Annotated in this window: 17 protein-coding genes; 11 read left to right on the top strand and 6 right to left on the bottom strand. The window is 68.6% G+C overall.

Annotated features, from left to right (window positions below; genetic code table 11):
* Nucleotides 1–202 precede the first annotated feature (202 nt).
* Entirely contained in the window at nt 203–919 is a 717-nt protein-coding gene (locus E1P53_RS15215; RefSeq protein ID WP_006899906.1) for a hypothetical protein, read from the bottom strand.
* 132 nt (nt 920–1,051) lie between these two features.
* Here E1P53_RS15215 and ramB point away from each other — a divergent pair, with 132 nt between their 5' ends.
* Complete coding sequence (gene ramB, locus E1P53_RS15210) at nt 1,052–2,482, top strand: acetate metabolism transcriptional regulator RamB (protein ID WP_006899907.1); 1,431 nt, start codon at nt 1,052–1,054, stop codon at nt 2,480–2,482.
* 3 nt (nt 2,483–2,485) lie between these two features.
* Here the strand turns inward: ramB and E1P53_RS15205 are convergent, their stop codons facing one another.
* Entirely contained in the window at nt 2,486–3,874 is a 1,389-nt protein-coding gene (locus E1P53_RS15205; RefSeq protein ID WP_131734797.1) for a lipase family protein, read from the bottom strand.
* A 469-nt stretch (nt 3,875–4,343) separates the two neighbouring features.
* Here E1P53_RS15205 and E1P53_RS15200 point away from each other — a divergent pair, with 469 nt between their 5' ends.
* On the top strand, nt 4,344–5,621 hold the full coding sequence (locus E1P53_RS15200; RefSeq protein ID WP_131735343.1) for a lipase family protein: 1,278 nt from the start codon (nt 4,344–4,346) through the stop codon (nt 5,619–5,621).
* 36 nt (nt 5,622–5,657) lie between these two features.
* Here E1P53_RS15200 and E1P53_RS15195 read toward each other — a convergent pair whose 3' ends face one another.
* Entirely contained in the window at nt 5,658–6,122 is a 465-nt protein-coding gene (locus tag E1P53_RS15195; protein ID WP_006899910.1) for a MaoC family dehydratase, read from the bottom strand.
* A 25-nt stretch (nt 6,123–6,147) separates the two neighbouring features.
* Between E1P53_RS15195 and E1P53_RS15190 the strand changes: the two genes are divergently transcribed.
* The 8 genes from E1P53_RS15190 (at nt 6,148) to E1P53_RS15155 (ending at nt 11,427) form a co-directional block, all read left to right on the top strand.
* A complete protein-coding gene (locus E1P53_RS15190) occupies nt 6,148–6,684 on the top strand; it encodes a carboxymuconolactone decarboxylase family protein (protein WP_040526608.1) in 537 nt (178 codons plus the stop codon).
* A gap of 24 nt (nt 6,685–6,708) precedes the next feature.
* A complete protein-coding gene (locus tag E1P53_RS15185; protein WP_131734796.1) occupies nt 6,709–7,368 on the top strand; it encodes a class I SAM-dependent methyltransferase in 660 nt (219 codons plus the stop codon).
* Between the two features lie 41 nt (nt 7,369–7,409).
* Entirely contained in the window at nt 7,410–8,228 is an 819-nt protein-coding gene (locus tag E1P53_RS15180; protein ID WP_131734795.1) for a class I SAM-dependent methyltransferase, read from the top strand.
* A complete protein-coding gene (locus tag E1P53_RS15175; protein ID WP_006899914.1) occupies nt 8,225–8,554 on the top strand; it encodes a cupin domain-containing protein in 330 nt (109 codons plus the stop codon). Before E1P53_RS15180 ends, E1P53_RS15175 begins: the two co-directional genes overlap by 4 nt.
* A 40-nt stretch (nt 8,555–8,594) precedes the next feature.
* Nucleotides 8,595–9,260 (top strand): helix-turn-helix transcriptional regulator, encoded by a 666-nt coding sequence (locus E1P53_RS15170; RefSeq protein ID WP_131734794.1) that lies wholly within the window; start codon nt 8,595–8,597, stop codon nt 9,258–9,260.
* 112 nt (nt 9,261–9,372) lie between these two features.
* A complete protein-coding gene (locus E1P53_RS15165; protein ID WP_006899916.1) occupies nt 9,373–9,852 on the top strand; it encodes an MTB12 C-terminal domain-containing protein in 480 nt (159 codons plus the stop codon).
* Nucleotides 9,853–9,856: 4 nt separating this feature from the next.
* Nucleotides 9,857–10,576, top strand: coding sequence for an ABC transporter ATP-binding protein (locus tag E1P53_RS15160; protein WP_006899917.1), 720 nt, complete (start codon nt 9,857–9,859; stop codon nt 10,574–10,576).
* On the top strand, nt 10,573–11,427 hold the full coding sequence (locus tag E1P53_RS15155) for an ABC transporter permease (protein WP_131734793.1): 855 nt from the start codon (nt 10,573–10,575) through the stop codon (nt 11,425–11,427). Before E1P53_RS15160 ends, E1P53_RS15155 begins: the two co-directional genes overlap by 4 nt.
* Here E1P53_RS15155 and E1P53_RS15150 read toward each other — a convergent pair.
* The 3 genes from E1P53_RS15150 to E1P53_RS15140 form a co-directional block, all read right to left on the bottom strand.
* Entirely contained in the window at nt 11,412–12,296 is an 885-nt protein-coding gene (locus E1P53_RS15150; RefSeq protein ID WP_109239632.1) for a DNA-3-methyladenine glycosylase family protein, read from the bottom strand. The two genes, E1P53_RS15155 and E1P53_RS15150, sit on opposite strands and share 16 nt — an antisense overlap.
* A gap of 128 nt (nt 12,297–12,424) precedes the next feature.
* Nucleotides 12,425–13,663, bottom strand: a complete 1,239-nt coding sequence (locus E1P53_RS15145; protein ID WP_006899920.1) for a metal-dependent hydrolase family protein — start codon at nt 13,661–13,663, stop codon at nt 12,425–12,427.
* A 376-nt stretch (nt 13,664–14,039) separates the two neighbouring features.
* A complete protein-coding gene (locus E1P53_RS15140; protein ID WP_131733946.1) occupies nt 14,040–15,434 on the bottom strand; it encodes an IS1380 family transposase in 1,395 nt (464 codons plus the stop codon).
* Nucleotides 15,435–15,614: 180 nt separating this feature from the next.
* On the opposite strand from E1P53_RS15140, the gene E1P53_RS15135 reads away from it, so the two are divergent.
* Nucleotides 15,615–16,661 (top strand): linear amide C-N hydrolase, encoded by a 1,047-nt coding sequence (locus E1P53_RS15135; protein WP_131734792.1) that lies wholly within the window; start codon nt 15,615–15,617, stop codon nt 16,659–16,661.
* Nucleotides 16,662–16,767: the final 106 nt, after the last annotated feature.

Genomic DNA, 16,767 nt, shown 5'->3' with positions numbered 1-16,767 from the left:
AAGTTTGCAAATCTTGACGTGTGAAAACGCGACCCGCTCCATCAAAAAAGTACGCACGTACTGGGATTTTGCTACCCGACAGTACGTTCGCTCGGTCGAACCGATCTGGCCGGGTCCGGCGGGCACGGTCGACGCGCCGACGGCCGGTAGTGATGACTTTCACACCCCGGACGGGGCGCACGGAGCGGTCGCGAGGCGCCGATCAGGGTTCGACGACGCGCTCGACCGCCGTCGCGAACAGGTCGGTGAAGGCCGCGGAGGTGAGGGGCTCGACGGGGTCCGTGGGCGGCGTGGTCGCCGGCGTCGTCGCGCCCGACACCGTCAGCTGGAGCGTCACCGCTCCCGACGACGGACGGTCGAGCGCCGCGTATCCGGCGTATCCGATCTGGCGACGCACCCCGCCGTCGGGCAGCGTCGTGGTGACCTCCGAGCGGGTCAGGAGCATCTGCTCGGCGGCGCGCAGGCCTCCGGGCAGCTCGGGCGGCGACAGCTCCGTGTACTGCGTGACGACGCTGCTTCCGGCGAGGTTCCCCGTGGTGATCTCGGTGGTGGTGCGGGCGCAGCGGCCGGTCGTGCTCAGACGATCGGCGTCGATGTCCCGGGCCGCGGTGGTGACGAGTTCGACGAGGACCCCGGCGGCCCCGCGCGCGCCGAGGACCGCGGCGTTGTCGGCCGACAGTTCTCGGTTGAGGGCCTCGTCGGCGGTCGGCCGACAGAACTCCGGCGTCACCCGTGTGGTGCGGGCCGCGTCGATGCCCGCCTGGTTCCCCGCGACGAGGTCGTCGACCGACAGCGACTCTGGCGCGAACCCGGGCGGGAGATCCGAGACCGGGAGCACCAGATCGGCGGGCGAACTCGGCGGCGCGACGCCCGCGGGCTCCGAACAGGACGTGATGGCCACGGCCAGCGTCGCGGCCATCACCGCGATCGAACGGCAGCGACGGCCCGTCGATCGGCCCCCGAGTGAACGCACGCGGTCACCGTACCCTGAAGGAAGTCGACATCCCGAAGAAGATCGCCGATCTGACTTCGCCTGTTCTGGAGGTGGCAAGTGAGCAGGAGCTACGTCGGATCCCGCCTGCGGCAGCTGCGGTCCGAGCGCGGACTCTCGCAGGTGGCACTCGCCCAGACACTGGGGATCTCGGCGTCGTATCTCAACCAGATCGAGCACGACGCGCGACCACTCACCGCCTCTGTGCTGCGCCGGATCACCGAGGCGTTCGGCGTCGACGCCGGTTTCTTCGATTCCCAGGACGACATCCGCCTCGTCGCCGAGCTCCGCGAGGTGCTGCTCGACGACGACGTGGAAGCGGGGCCGGGAGCCCAGGACGCCCAGCAGATCAGTGCGATGGTCGCGTCGCATCCGGAGATCGCCCAGGCGATGGTGAACCTGCACCGCCGCTACCGGATCGCCACCGATCAGCTCGCGGCCGCCACCGACGAACGCGGCGACCGCTCGATGCGCGGCACGATCAGCGCGCCGCACGAGGAGGTGCGCGACTACTTCTACCAGCGCCGCAACTACATCCATGAACTCGATGTCGCCGCCGAGGAGATGACCAACCGGATGCGCATGCACTCGGCGGACATCCGGCGCGAGATCATGAACCGCATCGAGAACGTGCACGGCATCTCCATCGTGCGACGCGTCGACCTCGGCGACTACGTGCTGCACCGCTTCAACGCCGAGGAGCGCCGGCTCGAGTTCTCCGCCGCCCTCTCGGCGGGGCAGCGCACCTTCAAGCTCGCCAGCGAGCTCTGCTATCTCGAGTACCACGATCTCCTCGACGAACTCGTCGACCAGGGAAACTTCACCAGCGAGGACGCCCGCTCACTGGCGCTGCTGGGCCTGGCCAACTACTTCGCCGCAGCCGTGGTGCTCCCCTACAGTCAGTTCCACGGCGCCGCAGAGGATTTCCGCTACGACATCGAGCGCCTGTCGGCGTTCTACCAGGTGTCGTTCGAGACGGTCTGCCACCGCCTCTCGACACTGCAGCGCCCCAACCTCCGCGGCATCCCGTGGTCGTTCGTCCGCGTCGACCGCGCCGGGAACATGTCGAAACGACAGTCCGCCACGGGTTTCCACTTCTCGTCCAGCGGCGGCACCTGCCCGCTGTGGAACGTCTACGAGACCTTCGCCTCCCCGGGCAAGATCCTGACGCAGATCGCCGAGATGCCCGACGGCCGCAACTACTTCTGGGTGGCCCGGACCGTCGAGCGCCGCGCGGCACGGTATGGACAGCCGGGCAAGACCTTCGCGATCGGGATGGGGTGCGAACTGCGCCATGCCGGCCGGGTGATCTACTCCGACGGTCTCGAGATCGGACCGCAGGCGCACGTCACCCCGATCGGCGCCGGCTGCCGGGTCTGCGAGCGGACGAACTGCCCGCAGCGCGCCTTCCCCGCCCTCGGCGCCACCCTCCGCGTCAACGAGCACCAGTCGACGGTGTCGCCCTACATGGCGATCACCGAGACAAGGTGAGGCTCAGCGGCAGCCGTTCGGCGCGGGCACGCCGCGCAACCGGGCGTCGAGCCAGTTGACGACCTCCGGGAAGGCGACGAACACGCCGGCCATGTGCTCGGCGGGCACCTCCCGGTAGGTGGCGTTCGCACCGAGCGCGCACTGCTCGCGGTACAGCGCTCGCGCCTGCGTCGCGGGAATCCACCACTCGTAGGTACCGTGGTAGATGAACAGCGGCATCGAGGCCTTGAGTCCGGGCATCGACGTCTCCTCGAAGACGCGCTCGGCGACCGGCGAGTGGAAGGGATCGGGATCGCTCGAGAGCAGCTGCGCGGGCAGGTGCGACAGTCCGAGGACGCCCATGGTGCTGGTGCAGATGTCCTTGAGCCCCGAGGTCGCGAGCCACTTGGCGAGGTTGTTCGAGACACCGAGGATCTCCGGCCTCTCCCGGGCGACCCCGAGGACGGCCGAGAGGAACACGCCCGTCCCGAGGTTCGCGTTCATCGCCCCGGCCAACGACCGGAAATCGGCGGGCACCCCGCCGATCGCGGCACCGACGAGGCGATCGGTCAGGTCGGGAGCGTACGAGGACGCGAGTTTCGCCGCGCCGTTGGTGGCGATGGCACCACCGGAGTAGCCGTGCATGGCGACCGGGCCCTTGCCGAACTCCTTCGGGTCGAGTGCCGCCGCCGCGCGGATCGAGTCGAGGACCACGTGTCCTCCGACGTACGGCTCGGCGTAGGCCAGCCGCGCCCCGGTGTGATCGGGGACGATCACCGCGTAACCGCGCGAGAGTGCCAGCTGGATGTTCGGCGGGAAGATGTCGGTGGAGTTGGTGTCCTTGTTGTACCCGTGCGAGAAGGTGTAGCCCGGTGTGCACGTGTAGCCCAGCGTGACGATCGGGGTGTTGTTCACCAGGATCGGCCGGGACCCGGGACCCTTCCAGGGGGTCTTCGGGACGAACACCGTCGCCGTCCCGTACAGGGGTCCGCCGGTGGCGTCGGTGGTGCGGAACTTGACCTGCTTGGCATAACGCAGCGGAACCGTGACCAGGAAACCCGCCGTCCGGGTCACGTCCCGACTCGCGATGATCTCGCCGGGCCGCTTCTTCGCGAGGTCGGCCGGCCAGCGGTCGAAGAACGGGTCGCCGCTCGGCGACGGCATGATGGCCTCGCGCAGTTCCTGGAGTTCACGGGAGGCACCCGGGATGCGTGACCGCTCCGGGATGCGGGGGAGCTTGCGAACCTGAGGTTCGGGCACGAGCGCGTCGAGGTCACGCGGGAGCTCCGGCGGAACCGCGGTGAGATTCGGCGGCTCGGCGCGGGCCGACCCGGCGTCGACGAGAACCGAACCCGCGACGAGCGACACCGTCAGGAGACACGCGGTGACCGCCGCGCGCATCGCACGAGACATCTGCGTCGTTCTCGACGCCAACCAAACCCTGATGTCGCACACTCCCATGTGACACAGGCGCTCCCCCGACCCGACCATCCCCGTGTGGTCGAACCGATGAGCTTCCTGACGATACGGACCCGCTCATGCTAAGCGGACGTGCGGCGTTCGGCAGAACTCACCGGCCGATTGACGCCGAAGCCCGGTGCGCCCGTCGCCCACCCGTCACATTTTTGTCTCGAACACGTGACCGTTCCCCGCATCCGGATCGGTGAGCACGCACGCGAACCTAAGGTCGGCCCCAGCGGAGCGATGATGCTCGGGCGAGCTGCGGGAGGCGCCGATGGCGAGGATCCGGTCTCGGGAAACCGGAGTGTCCGAACCGCGGGCGCGGACTGCGCGCCTGCTCCGTGCGGCCGGCGCCTGCGTGGTGGCGGCGGTGACGCTGTGCAGTACCGCCGCCGGCGAAGCGCCAGCAGAACCGCCCAACATGATGCCGGTGCCCCCGCCGGTCGCCGAGGCGATCGACTCCGCGGTGGGACCTCCGCCGATCCCGCGCCTCACGACGATCCCGCCGCGGGCGCGGGCCGCGGGCTTCGACCGCCGGACCCAGGAGCTCCGCGAGGCCCTGTTGCCGTCCCCGACGGGCGACCCCTTCTTCGACCGCTGGCCGGCGGACCTCGGCCGGCACCGCCCGGGACACGTGATCGCCGTCCGCGACGTGACCGCGTCCGCGGGGCCGGTGGTCACCCTGCCGCTCCGGTCGGCGACGCTGATCAAGTTCGCCACCACCGACGCGGTCGGCGAACCGATCTACGGCACGGCGACGCTGCTGGTTCCCGACCGGCGCGTCCGCGGGCCGCGCCCGCTGCTCGTCAACAACCTGCCGATCGATTCGCTGGGTGCCGCGTGCACGCCGGGATACACGCTGGCGCACGGTTTCTCCATCGCGACCGGCCCCACGGATCTGATCCCGCCCACGACGCAGATCGCCCTGGACCGGGGACACGCCGTGCTCGTCCCCGACCACCAGGGCCCCCGGATGGCCTACGCCGAACCGATCCTGGCCGGACATGTGGTCCTCGACGCCATCCGCGCGGCCCTGCGCCTTCGTCCGGACCTGTTGCAGCACAGTCGGATCGCCATGACCGGGTACTCCGGCGGCGCGATCGCGACCCACGGCGCGACGAAACTGCTCGGCGAGCACGCACCAGAACTCCGAGAACGCGTCGTCGGCGCCGCCCTCGGCGGGGTGCCCGCCGACTTCCGGATGCTGGTCGGTTCCATGAATGCCAACCTGGCGACCGGCATGTTCCACGCCGCCACGTTCGGGATCGCCCGCGAGCGAACCGAATTGCTGCCCATGCTGAATCGCCCGGCACGGTGGCTGGCGACGTCGCCGCTGAAGAACGTGTGCGTGATCCCCGAGGCGCTCGCGGGCGCGACGTTCCTGCCGATGCAGCTGCTGTCGGTGGATCCGGACCCGTTCCACTCCCCGACCGCCGAGCGGATCTACCGGATCACCGCGATGGCCGATCGCACATCGGTTGTGCCGCTGCTGATCTACCAGGGAACCCATGAGTTCTGGATTCCCGCGGCCGGGGCCCGCGCACTCTATCGCCAGCAGTGCGCGCGAGGCGCCACGGCCGCCTATCGGGAGATCTTCGGCGAACACGTCTCCGGGATGATCCTCGGATTCGGCGTGGCGATGGACTGGCTGGACCGTCGCCTCGCCGGCGTGTCCGCACCGAACGAGTGCAGGCGGTGAGGCCCCAAAACACGATGAGGCCCGGCGCTTTGCGGTTCAGAACACCAGGACGCGCAGGTTTTCCGCGACGCAGGCCGGCTTGGCCTCGCCCTCGATCTCGACGGTGTTGGTGACGACCATGTTCACACCCTTGGGGGTCTCCTCGATCGAGGTGATGACCGCGTTCGAGCGGATACGCGCCCCCACCTTGACCGGGTTCGGGAACCGCACCTTGTTCATGCCGTAGTTGAGCACGAGCCTGGGGCCCTCGATGGTGAAGATGTTGCCCGCCAGCATCGGAAGCAGCGACAGCGTGAGGTAACCGTGGGCGATGGTGGTGCCGAACGGACCCGACTTCGCCCGCTCGGGATCGGTGTGGATCCACTGGTGGTCGCCGGTGGCGTCGGCGAAGGCGTCGATGCGGTCCTGCGTGATCTCCAGCCACTCGCCCGAGCCGAGATCCTCGCCGATCGCCGCCTTGAGTTCCTCGACACTTGTGAACGTCCGTGTGCTGTTCGTCATAGTCGCCGTAGTCTACCGTGGCCCCATGAGCACACCGCGAGTCGCACCCGGGGGTCTGAGGGAGCTCGGTCCGTTCAATTTCGTCTTCGCGCGCGGGGCCGCCCGAGTGATCGGCGTCGAGGATGCGCACATCTTCTCGACACTCGGTCGGGCGAAGGGGCTCTTCCGCGGGTGGCTGCATTTCAGCGGCCGGATGATGCCCTTCGGGTCGCTGCCCCGCAAGGACACCGAGATGGTGATCATCCGGGTCGCCCACCTCCGCGGGTGCGAGTACGAACTCGATCACCACCGGCGCCTGGGCCGTCGCGCCGGGATCACCGACGCCGAGTTCGACCGAATCCTCGAGGGACCGGATGGGGGGTGGGGCGATCGCGAACGCGCCATCCTCCGTGCGGTCGACGAACTCGTCACCGGCAAGGACGTCTCCGACATCGCCTGGGCCGCGCTGTCGAGGCACCTCGACGCGCGGCGGCTCATCGAGTTCACCCTTCTGGTGGGCCAGTACGACAGCCTGGCGACGACGATCCACACCCTGCGCATCCAGCGCGATCGCCACGTCTGACACGACGCCCGGAGAGGATCGCCAATGGAGCCGATCAGCAGGTTGCTGATGCGAAACCCGGTCTTCGCCGGTGTCTACGAACGCATCTGGCGGCCGACGTTCACCCGGTTGTTCAGCCTCGGCGGAAGCGCCACCGAGGATTACGACCGCGCGTTGCGCGCCTGGCTGGCCCGCCCCGGAGAGCGGCTCGTCCTCGACGTGGCCTGCGGGCCGGGCAATTACACCCGTCTGATCGCCGACGGGCTGACCGGGGACGGCCGATGCGTGGGAATCGACTTCTCGCCGGCGATGCTCCGGCAGGCCGTCCGCACCAACGCGACCGGACGGGCAACCTATCTCCGAGCCGATGCCCACGCGATCCCGTTCGCGGACAACACCTTCGACGTGGTCACCTGTCTCGCCGCGCTCTACCTCATCCCCGATCCGCTGTCGGTGATCGACGAGATGGTGCGCGTCGCCCGCCCCGGCGGCGACATCGTGATCTTCACCTCGGTGGCGACCGAGCTGACCTCCCTGCCCGGTGTCCGCTTCGCCGTCGAGGCCGCCACCGGATTCCACATCTTCGACGAGCACGCGGTCGTCGACCGCCTCCGGGCGGCCGGCGCGGTCGACGTCGAGCAGACGATCACCGGCCAAGGCCAGTACGTGTTGGGCGTCGCGCCCGACTCCCGACCGACCCCTTGACGGTTTGCAGTATCGTCTTCCTCGAAATAGGGAGGTTAGGTATGTCTAAGGAAACTTCGGCGGCGGATCAGTTGCCGTTCCACCAGCGCAAGACCGAGGACATGCCCGGTCATTGGCTGCTGGCCCGACTCGGCAAGCGCGTGCTCCGACCGGGTGGACTCGAGCTCACCGAGAGCCTGCTCGACGACGCCGGGATCGACGGGGCCGACGTCCTCGAGATCGCCCCCGGCCTGGGGAAGACCGCGACGGCGATTCTCGAGCGCTCACCGCGCAGTTACGTCGGCGTCGACGACGACCCGAACGCGGTCGAGCTGACCAAGGGCGCCATCGGCGGCCGCGGCCGCGTCTTGCCCGGGGATGCGTCGTCGACCGGACTCGACGACGAGAGCGCCGACGTCGCCATCGGCGAGGCCATGCTGACCATGCAGTCCGACCGCAACAAGGCCAAGATCGTGCAGGAGGCCTTCCGCGTGCTGCGTCCGGGCGGCCGCTACGCCATCCACGAGCTCGCGATCAACCCCGACACCCTCCCCGACGAGGAGAAGACCGAGATCCGCAAGTCGCTCGCCCGGTCGATCAAGGTCAACGCCCGTCCGCTCACCGAGGCCGAGTGGCGCAAGCTCCTCACCGACGCCGGCTTCGAGGTCACCAAGGTCCGCTTCGCCAAGATGGCGCTGCTCGAGCCGCGTCGCGTCATCGCCGACGAGGGACTCGGCGGCGCGCTGAAGTTCGTGGCCAACGTGCTCCGCGACGGCGACGCACGCAAGCGCGTGCTGGCGATGCGTTCGACCTTCACCAAGTACAAGTCGCACATGGCCGCCATCGAGGTCATCGCGACCAAGCCGGGGAAGTCCGCATGAGCGGCGCCACGGTGGTCACCGGCCTGACCGAGGGCACACCCAAGGACGGGGACCGTCCCGACATCTCGGTTCTCTCGCGTAACGACGGCGCGAACGTCATCCGCCTGTCGTTCCGGGCCGGACAGGCCATGCCCGATCATTGCGCCGGGCGTCCGATTCTCGTCATCGGCCAGACCGGCGAGATCGACTTCACCGTCGAGGGCGAGACCACCCGCCTCGAGCACGGGGTCGCAATCCACGTGAACGCCAACGTCCCGCATGCGCTGGAAGCCCGGTCCGATGCGGTGGTGACCCTCGTCGTGTTGGAGAATCCGAACACGAACTGACCACCACGGGTGTGGGCGCGTCGAGAGCGGAGGATCACACATGGCGACCAGGCAGCGCGACAAGATCATCGCCCTGCTCGGCGAGTCCGACGAGCCGATGGTCGCCGCGGACATCTCGACGCGCCTGCACCTGCACGTCACCACGGCCCGGTTCCACCTGGCCAAGCTCGTCGAGGCGGGGCGGGTCGAGACGACGACGGTGCCGACGCCCGGCGTCGGACGGCCTCGTGTCGGTTACCGTCTCGTGCGCCGGCCACCCACCGACGCCCTCCTGGGACATCTGCTGAGCCGCCTCGGGAGCACTCAGGCCGCCCGCGAGAACGCCGGCGCCGAGGCCGGACGCCTGTGGGCCGAGCAACACGCCCGCCCCGTCAGCGCGGACGGCCTGCCCGATCCGGTGACGGTTGCCGCCGAGACGCTTTCCGAGCTCGGTTTCCAGGTGTCGAACATCGTGAGCGCCTTCGGGTCTCATGAGCTGCGCCTGTGCGCGTGCCCACTCCAGGACATCGCGCGGTCGCACCCCGAGGTGGCCCGCGGCGTCGCCCGCGGCGTCATCGAACAGGCGCTGGCGACGAGTTCTCCCGCGCTCATCTCGCAGTACGGCGTCGCCGTGTCGCCGGACCCGGCCGGCGGCGACTGCGAGATCGTCCTGCGGCTGGCCCCACTGCGCCGCGATGCGGGAACCGTCGCGACGCCTCCAAGATGAGGCTTCCTTGAGCACTTTCAGGTGAGGCTTGCCTAAAACAATTTCGAGGATTAGGTTTCTCTCAAAGTCGACGGCGGACCACCACCGCCGAAAACAGGAGGGACCCAACGTCATGCATTCCGTCCGCAGGATGACCATCGCCGTGCTCGCGGCTCTCGTCGCCGTCATCGGGCTCGTCGCGACCACCGGCGGAGCCTCGGCCGCCAAGACCTTCCCGCCGAACTTCAAGGTCACCACCGACCGGCCCACCCTGGCGGACCTCAACGACATCGTCGAGTTCCTGGTGGAGACCCCGGCATCGGATCAGGCGAAGGCCGCCAACGTCGAGGGCGGCATGAACGCGGTGATCGTCCCGAAGACCGTGTACCAGCTGGGCCTCTTCCGCGCCCCGCGCGGCTGGAACGAGGTGACCGGGCCCCTGGTACAGAAGGGCAACAGCGTCACCGCGACCCTGAACAGCGGCTCGGCCGGTCGTCCGACCATCCGGATGACCATCGAGTTCAAGAAGCTCGACGGCAACTGGAAGCTCGCGGCGAACTCGCTGTGCCAGGGCGTCAAGACCGTCGGACTCAACATCTACTGCAACCGCTGACCCGGTGCTCGACATCGACGGCCTGTCTGTCCACATGGGCGGGCAGGCCGTTCTCGACGGGGTGAGCACCCGCGTCGAGAACGGCCAACTCGTCTACCTCCTCGGCCGCAACGGCACCGGCAAGACGACGCTTTTGAAGACCATCTGCGGAATCATGCCGGCCACCTCCGGCCGAATCCTGATCGACGGCAGGCGTTTCCCCGAACTGCCCGCACCTCCACAGGTGATCGGCATGCACCTCGGCACCGACGCCGCCCACCCGGGTCACACCGCACGACGCCACCTGAGCTGGCTGGCGCGCGCCGGCGGCATCCCGGTGTCGCGCGTGGACGAGGTCCTTGAGCTCGTCGATCTCACCGATGTCGCCCGACGCCGGGTCGTCGACTTCTCGCTGGGCATGCGGCAACGCCTCGGCATCGCCGCCGCCCTGCTCGGCGATGCACGCACACTCGTCCTCGACGAGCCGGTGAACGGTCTCGACATCGACGGAATCCGCTGGCTGCGAACGCTTCTCCGCTCGCTCGCGGACGAGGGCCGTAGTCTGCTGATCGCCTCGCATCATCTCGACGAGGTCGCCCGCACCGCAGACCGCGTGGTCGTCCTCGATTCCGGCCGCGTCGCCGCCGACGCGCGGGTCGACGAATTCGTCGGCGCCCACGCCGATCTCGAGGAGGCCTACCTGTCCGCCGTGTCCCGGCCCCGGTCCGCGGGAGTGCCCCGGTGACGACGACGTTGTCCGCCGTCGCCGGTCAGATCGGCCGCGGCACCCGCGCCGAACTCACCCGCGTGGGCGGGGCCCGCAGCATCCTTCTCTACGGACTCGTGCCGGGTGCGGTGTTGCTGCCGCTGGCGATCACGCTCGGCGTCGCCACCGTCGCCGAGCGGTTCGCCTCCATCTCGAGCAGCATCCAGGTCACCTCGGTGACCACCACCAACTCGGTCTACTGGGTCATCACCTTCACCGTGATGATCTGGGCGGTCGTCGCGGCGTATGCGCAGGCGACGGCCGAACGCGGTCCGCTCGGCGAGCTGGCCCGGTATCTGTATCCCCGTCGATGGACGGGCCTGGTGTCGCGCTGGATCGCCTACGGCGTGGGCGCCGCGGTCTGCAGCGCCGCGCTGGTCGCCCTCGTGATGGCGATCCTGCCGTCGTTCTTCCCGAAGGTCTACGCCGGGGTGGACATCGGCTCGGCCGCGGGTGTCCGGTTCCTCGTCGCGGTGCCGGTCTTCGCCGTCTGCGCCGTCGGCATCGGTGTCGGGCTCGCCGCGATCGTCGGCCATCCCGCGGGAACCGTTGTGGGTCTTCTCGGTTGGGCCTACGTCATCGAGAACGCGATCAGTCTCGTCCCGAACGGCTACACGTTGCAGAACTACATGCCGTTCCTCAACGGCACCTATGGCACCGGCCAGGAGCTCGCCTTCATGCCGCCGTGGGGCCCCACCGGAGGCCTGGTGTACTGCGCCGCGATCGCGGTGGTGTTGTTCGCACTCGGTTGCGCCGCGGTGGCGCTGCGGGCGAAGCAGGTTGGTGGCCGGCGACGCTCCGGCGGGCGGCACCGTCAGATCGACCGGTAGTCGCGCACCGACATGCGCGCACCGCGACGTTCGCGCCGGACACCGTACAACTCGATCATCCGTACCACTCGGTTGCGGTGTCCCGCATAGGGTTCGAGGAGCTCGAGCATTCCGTCGTCGTCGACCGCCTGTCCGATGAGGGTGGTGCCGACGAGCGTCGGGATGTGATAGTCGCCGACCGACACGGCATCGGCGTCGCCGATCGCCCGCGACCTGGTCTCCGCCTCGGTCCAGACGCCCACTCCGCGTAGCACCGTCAGTTTGTCGGGGTGGCGTTCGACGTCGAGGGCGGTCGCGCCGCGAATGGTGCGCATGCGCACCGGTTCGATGCCGCTGCGATGCCACTCCCACGACGGGATGTCGGCCCACGCCCGGCGCGGCATCGGGACCCGCATCGTGTCGGGAACCGGGCCCGGGGCGGGTTCCCCGTAGCGGCGCAACAGATACCGCCAGGCACGCCAGGCCTCTGCGCCGACCACCTTCTGCTCCAGGATCGCCGGGACGAGTGCCTCCCAGACCCGTCCGCTGCGGCCGATGCGCAGGCCCTCCGCACGGCGGACCAGACCGGCGACGACCGCATCGCGCACGGGCATCGACTCCGGGGAGTCGGAGGCACCGAGCATGTCGGGCATCATCTCCAGCAGCCAGTCGGCCCCCGGACCCCATGCCCGGCCGAGCACCCGGTCCCCGCTCCGCCGGATCGAGAGTGTGCCGGGACCGTCGGGGGTGTGCACGACGCGCCAGACGGATCCGTCCGTGCCGTAGGCGAACGCGGGGTCGCCACCGCCCCGCCGGTGATGCCCGAGTGTGGCGCGCAGATCCAGGGGCCATGGCAGCGGCCATTCCCGGACCCGTTCGGCAGCGCTCATCTCACCGAGCGTAGCCCCACGACCGCGTGCGGCGGCCGTGCCGATCGGCCCGCGAACGACCGCGAGCCGGTGACCTGATCGGCCACCGGCTCGCGGTGAGTCTCTCCGGCGTCACGCCGGGACCGGCGTCAGAGCGCGTATGCGCCGCGGTTGCTCGCGGCCTTGCCCTCCTTGAGGACCAGCAGGATGTTGGACTGGTCGGCCAGCGAGTCGATGTCGGCGAGCGGATCGCCCTTCACGACCACGACGTCGGCGAGCTTTCCCGCCTCCAGGGTGCCCAGCTTGTCGTCGACGCCACACAGCTCCGCCGAGGTCTTGGTGCCGGCGACGATCGCCTGCAGCGGGGTCATGCCGCCGAACTTCACCAGGCAGCCGAGCTCGCCGAGGGTGGCGCCGTGGTCGGGGACCAGACCGGCGTCGGTGCCCACCGCGACCTTGACGCCCGCCTCGATCGACGCGGCGATCGACTCGTGGGCGAGCTTGTGCCACTTCTCGGACTTCGCGACGGCCTGCGGGGTCGCGGTGTCGGGCTTGAGGGTCTCGATGAGGGTGGGGACCAGGAACTGGCCGCGCTCCACCATCTCCTGACGGAGTTCGTCGGTGAGTGCGTAGCCGTGCTCGATGGAGTGCGCGCCGCCCTGGACCGCGGCCTGGATGCCGAGGAAGCCGATGGCGTGTGCGGCGACCTTGCGACCGCCGTAGTTGTTCGCCTCCTCGACGAGGGCCGCGACGATCTCGGTGCGGGCACCGAGCCAGTCCGGGTCGTCGCTGGGCGAGGAGACGCCGCCACTGGATGCGACCTTGATGACGTCGACGCCGCTGCGCAGCAGCTCGCGGACGGCCTTGCGGGCCTCGTCGACGGTGTCGACCAGCTCACCGCCGATGATGCCGGTGCCGCTGAGCCCGGACGGGATGTGGAAGTCGGCGTGACCGCCGGTCTGGCTGAGCATCTTGTCGGCGACCAGCAGGCGCGGTCCGGCGACGAGGCCGTGGGCCACCGCGTCGCGAACGCCCACGTCGATGCCCATGAGGTCGCGGACGGTGGTGACACCGGCGTCGATGGTGGCCTTGAGCCGGTCGATCAGCTCGAAGTAGCGGTACGACGGCGGGACCATCGCCGCCATGATCGGCGACCCCTTGGTGCCGGGAAGCGACAGATGCACGTGGCAGTCGAAGAATCCGGGCGTGACGGTGTTGCCGCCGACATCGATCTTGACCGGCTTCTTCGATTCGTCGACCTGCGGAGCACCCGAAGCCGCGCCCGCGTAGGCGATCTTGTTGTCTTCGATGACGACGACCGCGTCGGCAATCGCGTCGGCTCCGGTCCCGTCGATCAGACGGGCGTTGTGCAGGATCGTTGTGGTCATAACCTCTGGTTATACCGTGTGCGCATTGTCGACTCGGAACCCTCCCGCGGCATTTCGCCGGTTGATCTGGCTTTTGTCACGAACGACCTGCCGCAAACGGCACGAAATTGATCTGCGGTCCGTTTCGGGCCTCCGCCTAAGTGGAAGTGAGGGATTCGTGCCGATTTTCCTCATGAATCCCGCCCTCCGCGGCGTGGTCACTAGCCTCGATCTTTCGTGAGGTGGCGGTCGTCTGTTGGGTGGCCCGGGTGGGTGGTCTGAGGACCGGATCTCCGGGCGTAGGCCGTGAGAGGTGCCCGACGCGTCGGTGGGCGTCGGGGTTCACGGCCCCGAGGTGGAACGTCCTTTCTGGATCAGAGGTCAGGTTGGCTTGATGTCAGGCAGGTGCGGGAAGTGCTGCGAGTCTTGAGATCCCGTCGAGCAGCAGTCCAACATGTGGTGCGTGGGCGGCAAGCTTCAACCGGGTTCGGCGGGCGTGGCGGCTGATCTTGGCGGCGATCGAGAACACGCGGTGGCGCAGTCGTTTGGGTTCCCACCGGCGAGCGGGATGATCAGCGAAGGCCAGCAGCTGGGTCCAGGCGATCAGCTCGCAAGCGAGCATCACGATGGCACACCAGATGCGGTTCTGATCGAATCCGTGCAACGGAAGATTGGTCAGGCCACAGTCTTTCGCCGTGCGGACCCGGTCCTCGCAGCGTGCGCGTCGCCGGTGACGCAGTTCCAGATCGGCGAGTTGGCCACGAACGGTGTTGGTGGCGAACGCGGTCACCCGCAACCCATCACGATCGGTGAAGCGTAGCTGCGCACCTGGATGCGGGCGCTCCTTGCGCACGATCACTCGCATGCCTTCGGGCCAGCCCGATAGGTCGATCAGCCCGGTCAACTCGGCCACCCACGCCCCGTCGCGCTCGATGCCCTCGGCGTCGTAGGCCGGGGTCCAGGCCTCGGGACTGATCCGGTCGATCGCGGTTGCGGTCGCTTCGGTGAGCCCGAACCCGACCGAGTACGCCAGGCGTCGTCGGGTGAGGTAGTCGACGAACTCGTGGGTGCCGCCGGCCGAGTCGGTGCGCACCAGCACCGACTTGCCAACCCGATAGCCCGCCACGTGCGGTAGCTGCTCGAGTGCGGCGGCGGTGACCGCGATGTGATCGGCAGCGGTATTGGCACCAGCATTACCCGGGCGCAACTCGATCGCTAGGGGTTCGCCGGTGCCGTCGCTGCCGTGATCGACGAACGCACACAGCGGGTGAAAACCGAACCCCCGCTTGTAGGTTGGTGCCGCATCCTGTTTCTCCGAGTGCGCGGTCACCAAAGTGGCGTCGAGGTCGACGATCACCGGGTCAGCGACGTCGGCGTCATGGTCGGGAGCAGTGGCACCGGCTGCTGACCAGCACGCTGCCCGCGCGGCAGCACGCGCGGTCGCAATCGCCGACAGCGCCGCCGGCGCATCATCGGCCAACGTCGAGATCAGGCGCGACACCGTCGGATCAGAGGCGACCTGACCGAACACCGCCGGGTCGGCGCGTAACTGGTTGATGTCGGCCAAACAGTCGCCACCGATCGCGACCGCCACGGCCAGGTCCGAGATGATCTTGCCCGGATCATGAGTCGCCAAAGGTTTGCGCCACGGCGCCAACGCCTCGGATAATCGGCTGGTCAGACCCGTTTTCTCCGCAGCCCGGAGTAACACCGCGGCGCCGGCGTGCGACACGACCCCGGTTCCGGTGCCATCTGCAGACAGCGTGGGGTACGGCGACGTAGACTTGCTCACCTGAATGGTGCTCCTCGATCTGGTCCGATTGATACCTTCGCAAGTTCAATCATCCCAGTTCAGGGCACCATTCTTTATTCACGACACGAATTCAGCGTGAAAGCGCGAGGCTAGGCTCGCCGACGGTGCGCCGATCAGCGCACCGTCGATGAACACGATGAGTGAGGCAGTGACCAAACCATGTGCACACGAGTGATCTGGCCCGACGCCAACGGTTCGGTGCTGGTCGGCAGGAACATGGACTTCCACAAAGACCTGATGACCAACCTGTGGACGCAGCCACGAGGGGTGAGGCGTGACGACGGCGTCAGGGGTGATCTGACCTGGACGTCGAGATTCGGCAGCGTGATCGCGACCGCCTTCGACATCATCTCCGTGGACGGCCTCAACGAAGCGGGGCTCGCCGGTCACGTCCTCTGGCTGGCGGAGTCCGACTACGGCACCTACGACGACTCTCGACCGGCGCTGAGCCAGGCCATCTGGCTGCAGTACTTCCTCGACAACTTCGCCACCGTCGACGAGGCGGTCGCGTGGATCGAGGAGACCGACGTCCAGGTCGTGCAGATGGACGACCCCACAGGCGGCGTGCGACCGACCATCCACCTCGCACTCGACGACGCCACCGGCGACTCGGCGATCATCGAGTACATCGACGGCCGCCCGAGGGTCTACCACGACCGGTCGTACGTCGTGATGACCAATTCGCCGACCTACGACAAGCAGCTCGAGTTGGTCAAGCGGTACCAGGGGCTCGGCGGTGACCAGCCGCTTCCGGGTTCCACCCTCGCGGCCGACCGGTTCGCGCGGGCGTCGTACTACGTGAAGCGGCTCGCCCGGCCCAGCACCCAGGTGGAGGGCATCGCCGCGATGTTCAGCGTCATCCGCAACGCCGCGCAGCCGTTCCGAATCCCGGATCCCGGCAAGCCCGATGCGTCCCAGACCATCTGGCAGACGGTGACGGACCTGACGAACAAGCGCTACGTCTTCGAGTCCACGACCCGGCCCAACATCGTCTGGGTCGATCTCGACAATCTCGACCTCGGTGAGGGCGCTCGCCAACTCAAGCTCGACTTGTGTGGTCGCCTCGCACTCGAGGGCGGGCTCGCGGGCAACGTCGGCGCCTGCTTCGAGGACGCCGGGCCGATGACCTTCCTGTCCTTGCAGATTCTCGAAGAACTGGAGATGGCCGCTGCGGACCAGGGTGGCGGCGACAAGCCCCAGGCGTGACACGCCCCCGGACCGCGCAGACGATTGCGGCCGGTCCGCTCCCGAAGAGGGAACGGACCGGCCGCAGCCGTATGTGTCCTACCGGTCGATCATGTGTCCCGACGCG

The sequence above is a fragment of the Gordonia paraffinivorans genome, from assembly GCF_900683595.1.
Lineage (GTDB): Bacteria > Actinomycetota > Actinomycetes > Mycobacteriales > Mycobacteriaceae > Gordonia > Gordonia paraffinivorans.
Note: the sequence above shows the minus strand (reverse complement) of the source record. Positions and strands in the feature narration are given on the sequence as shown.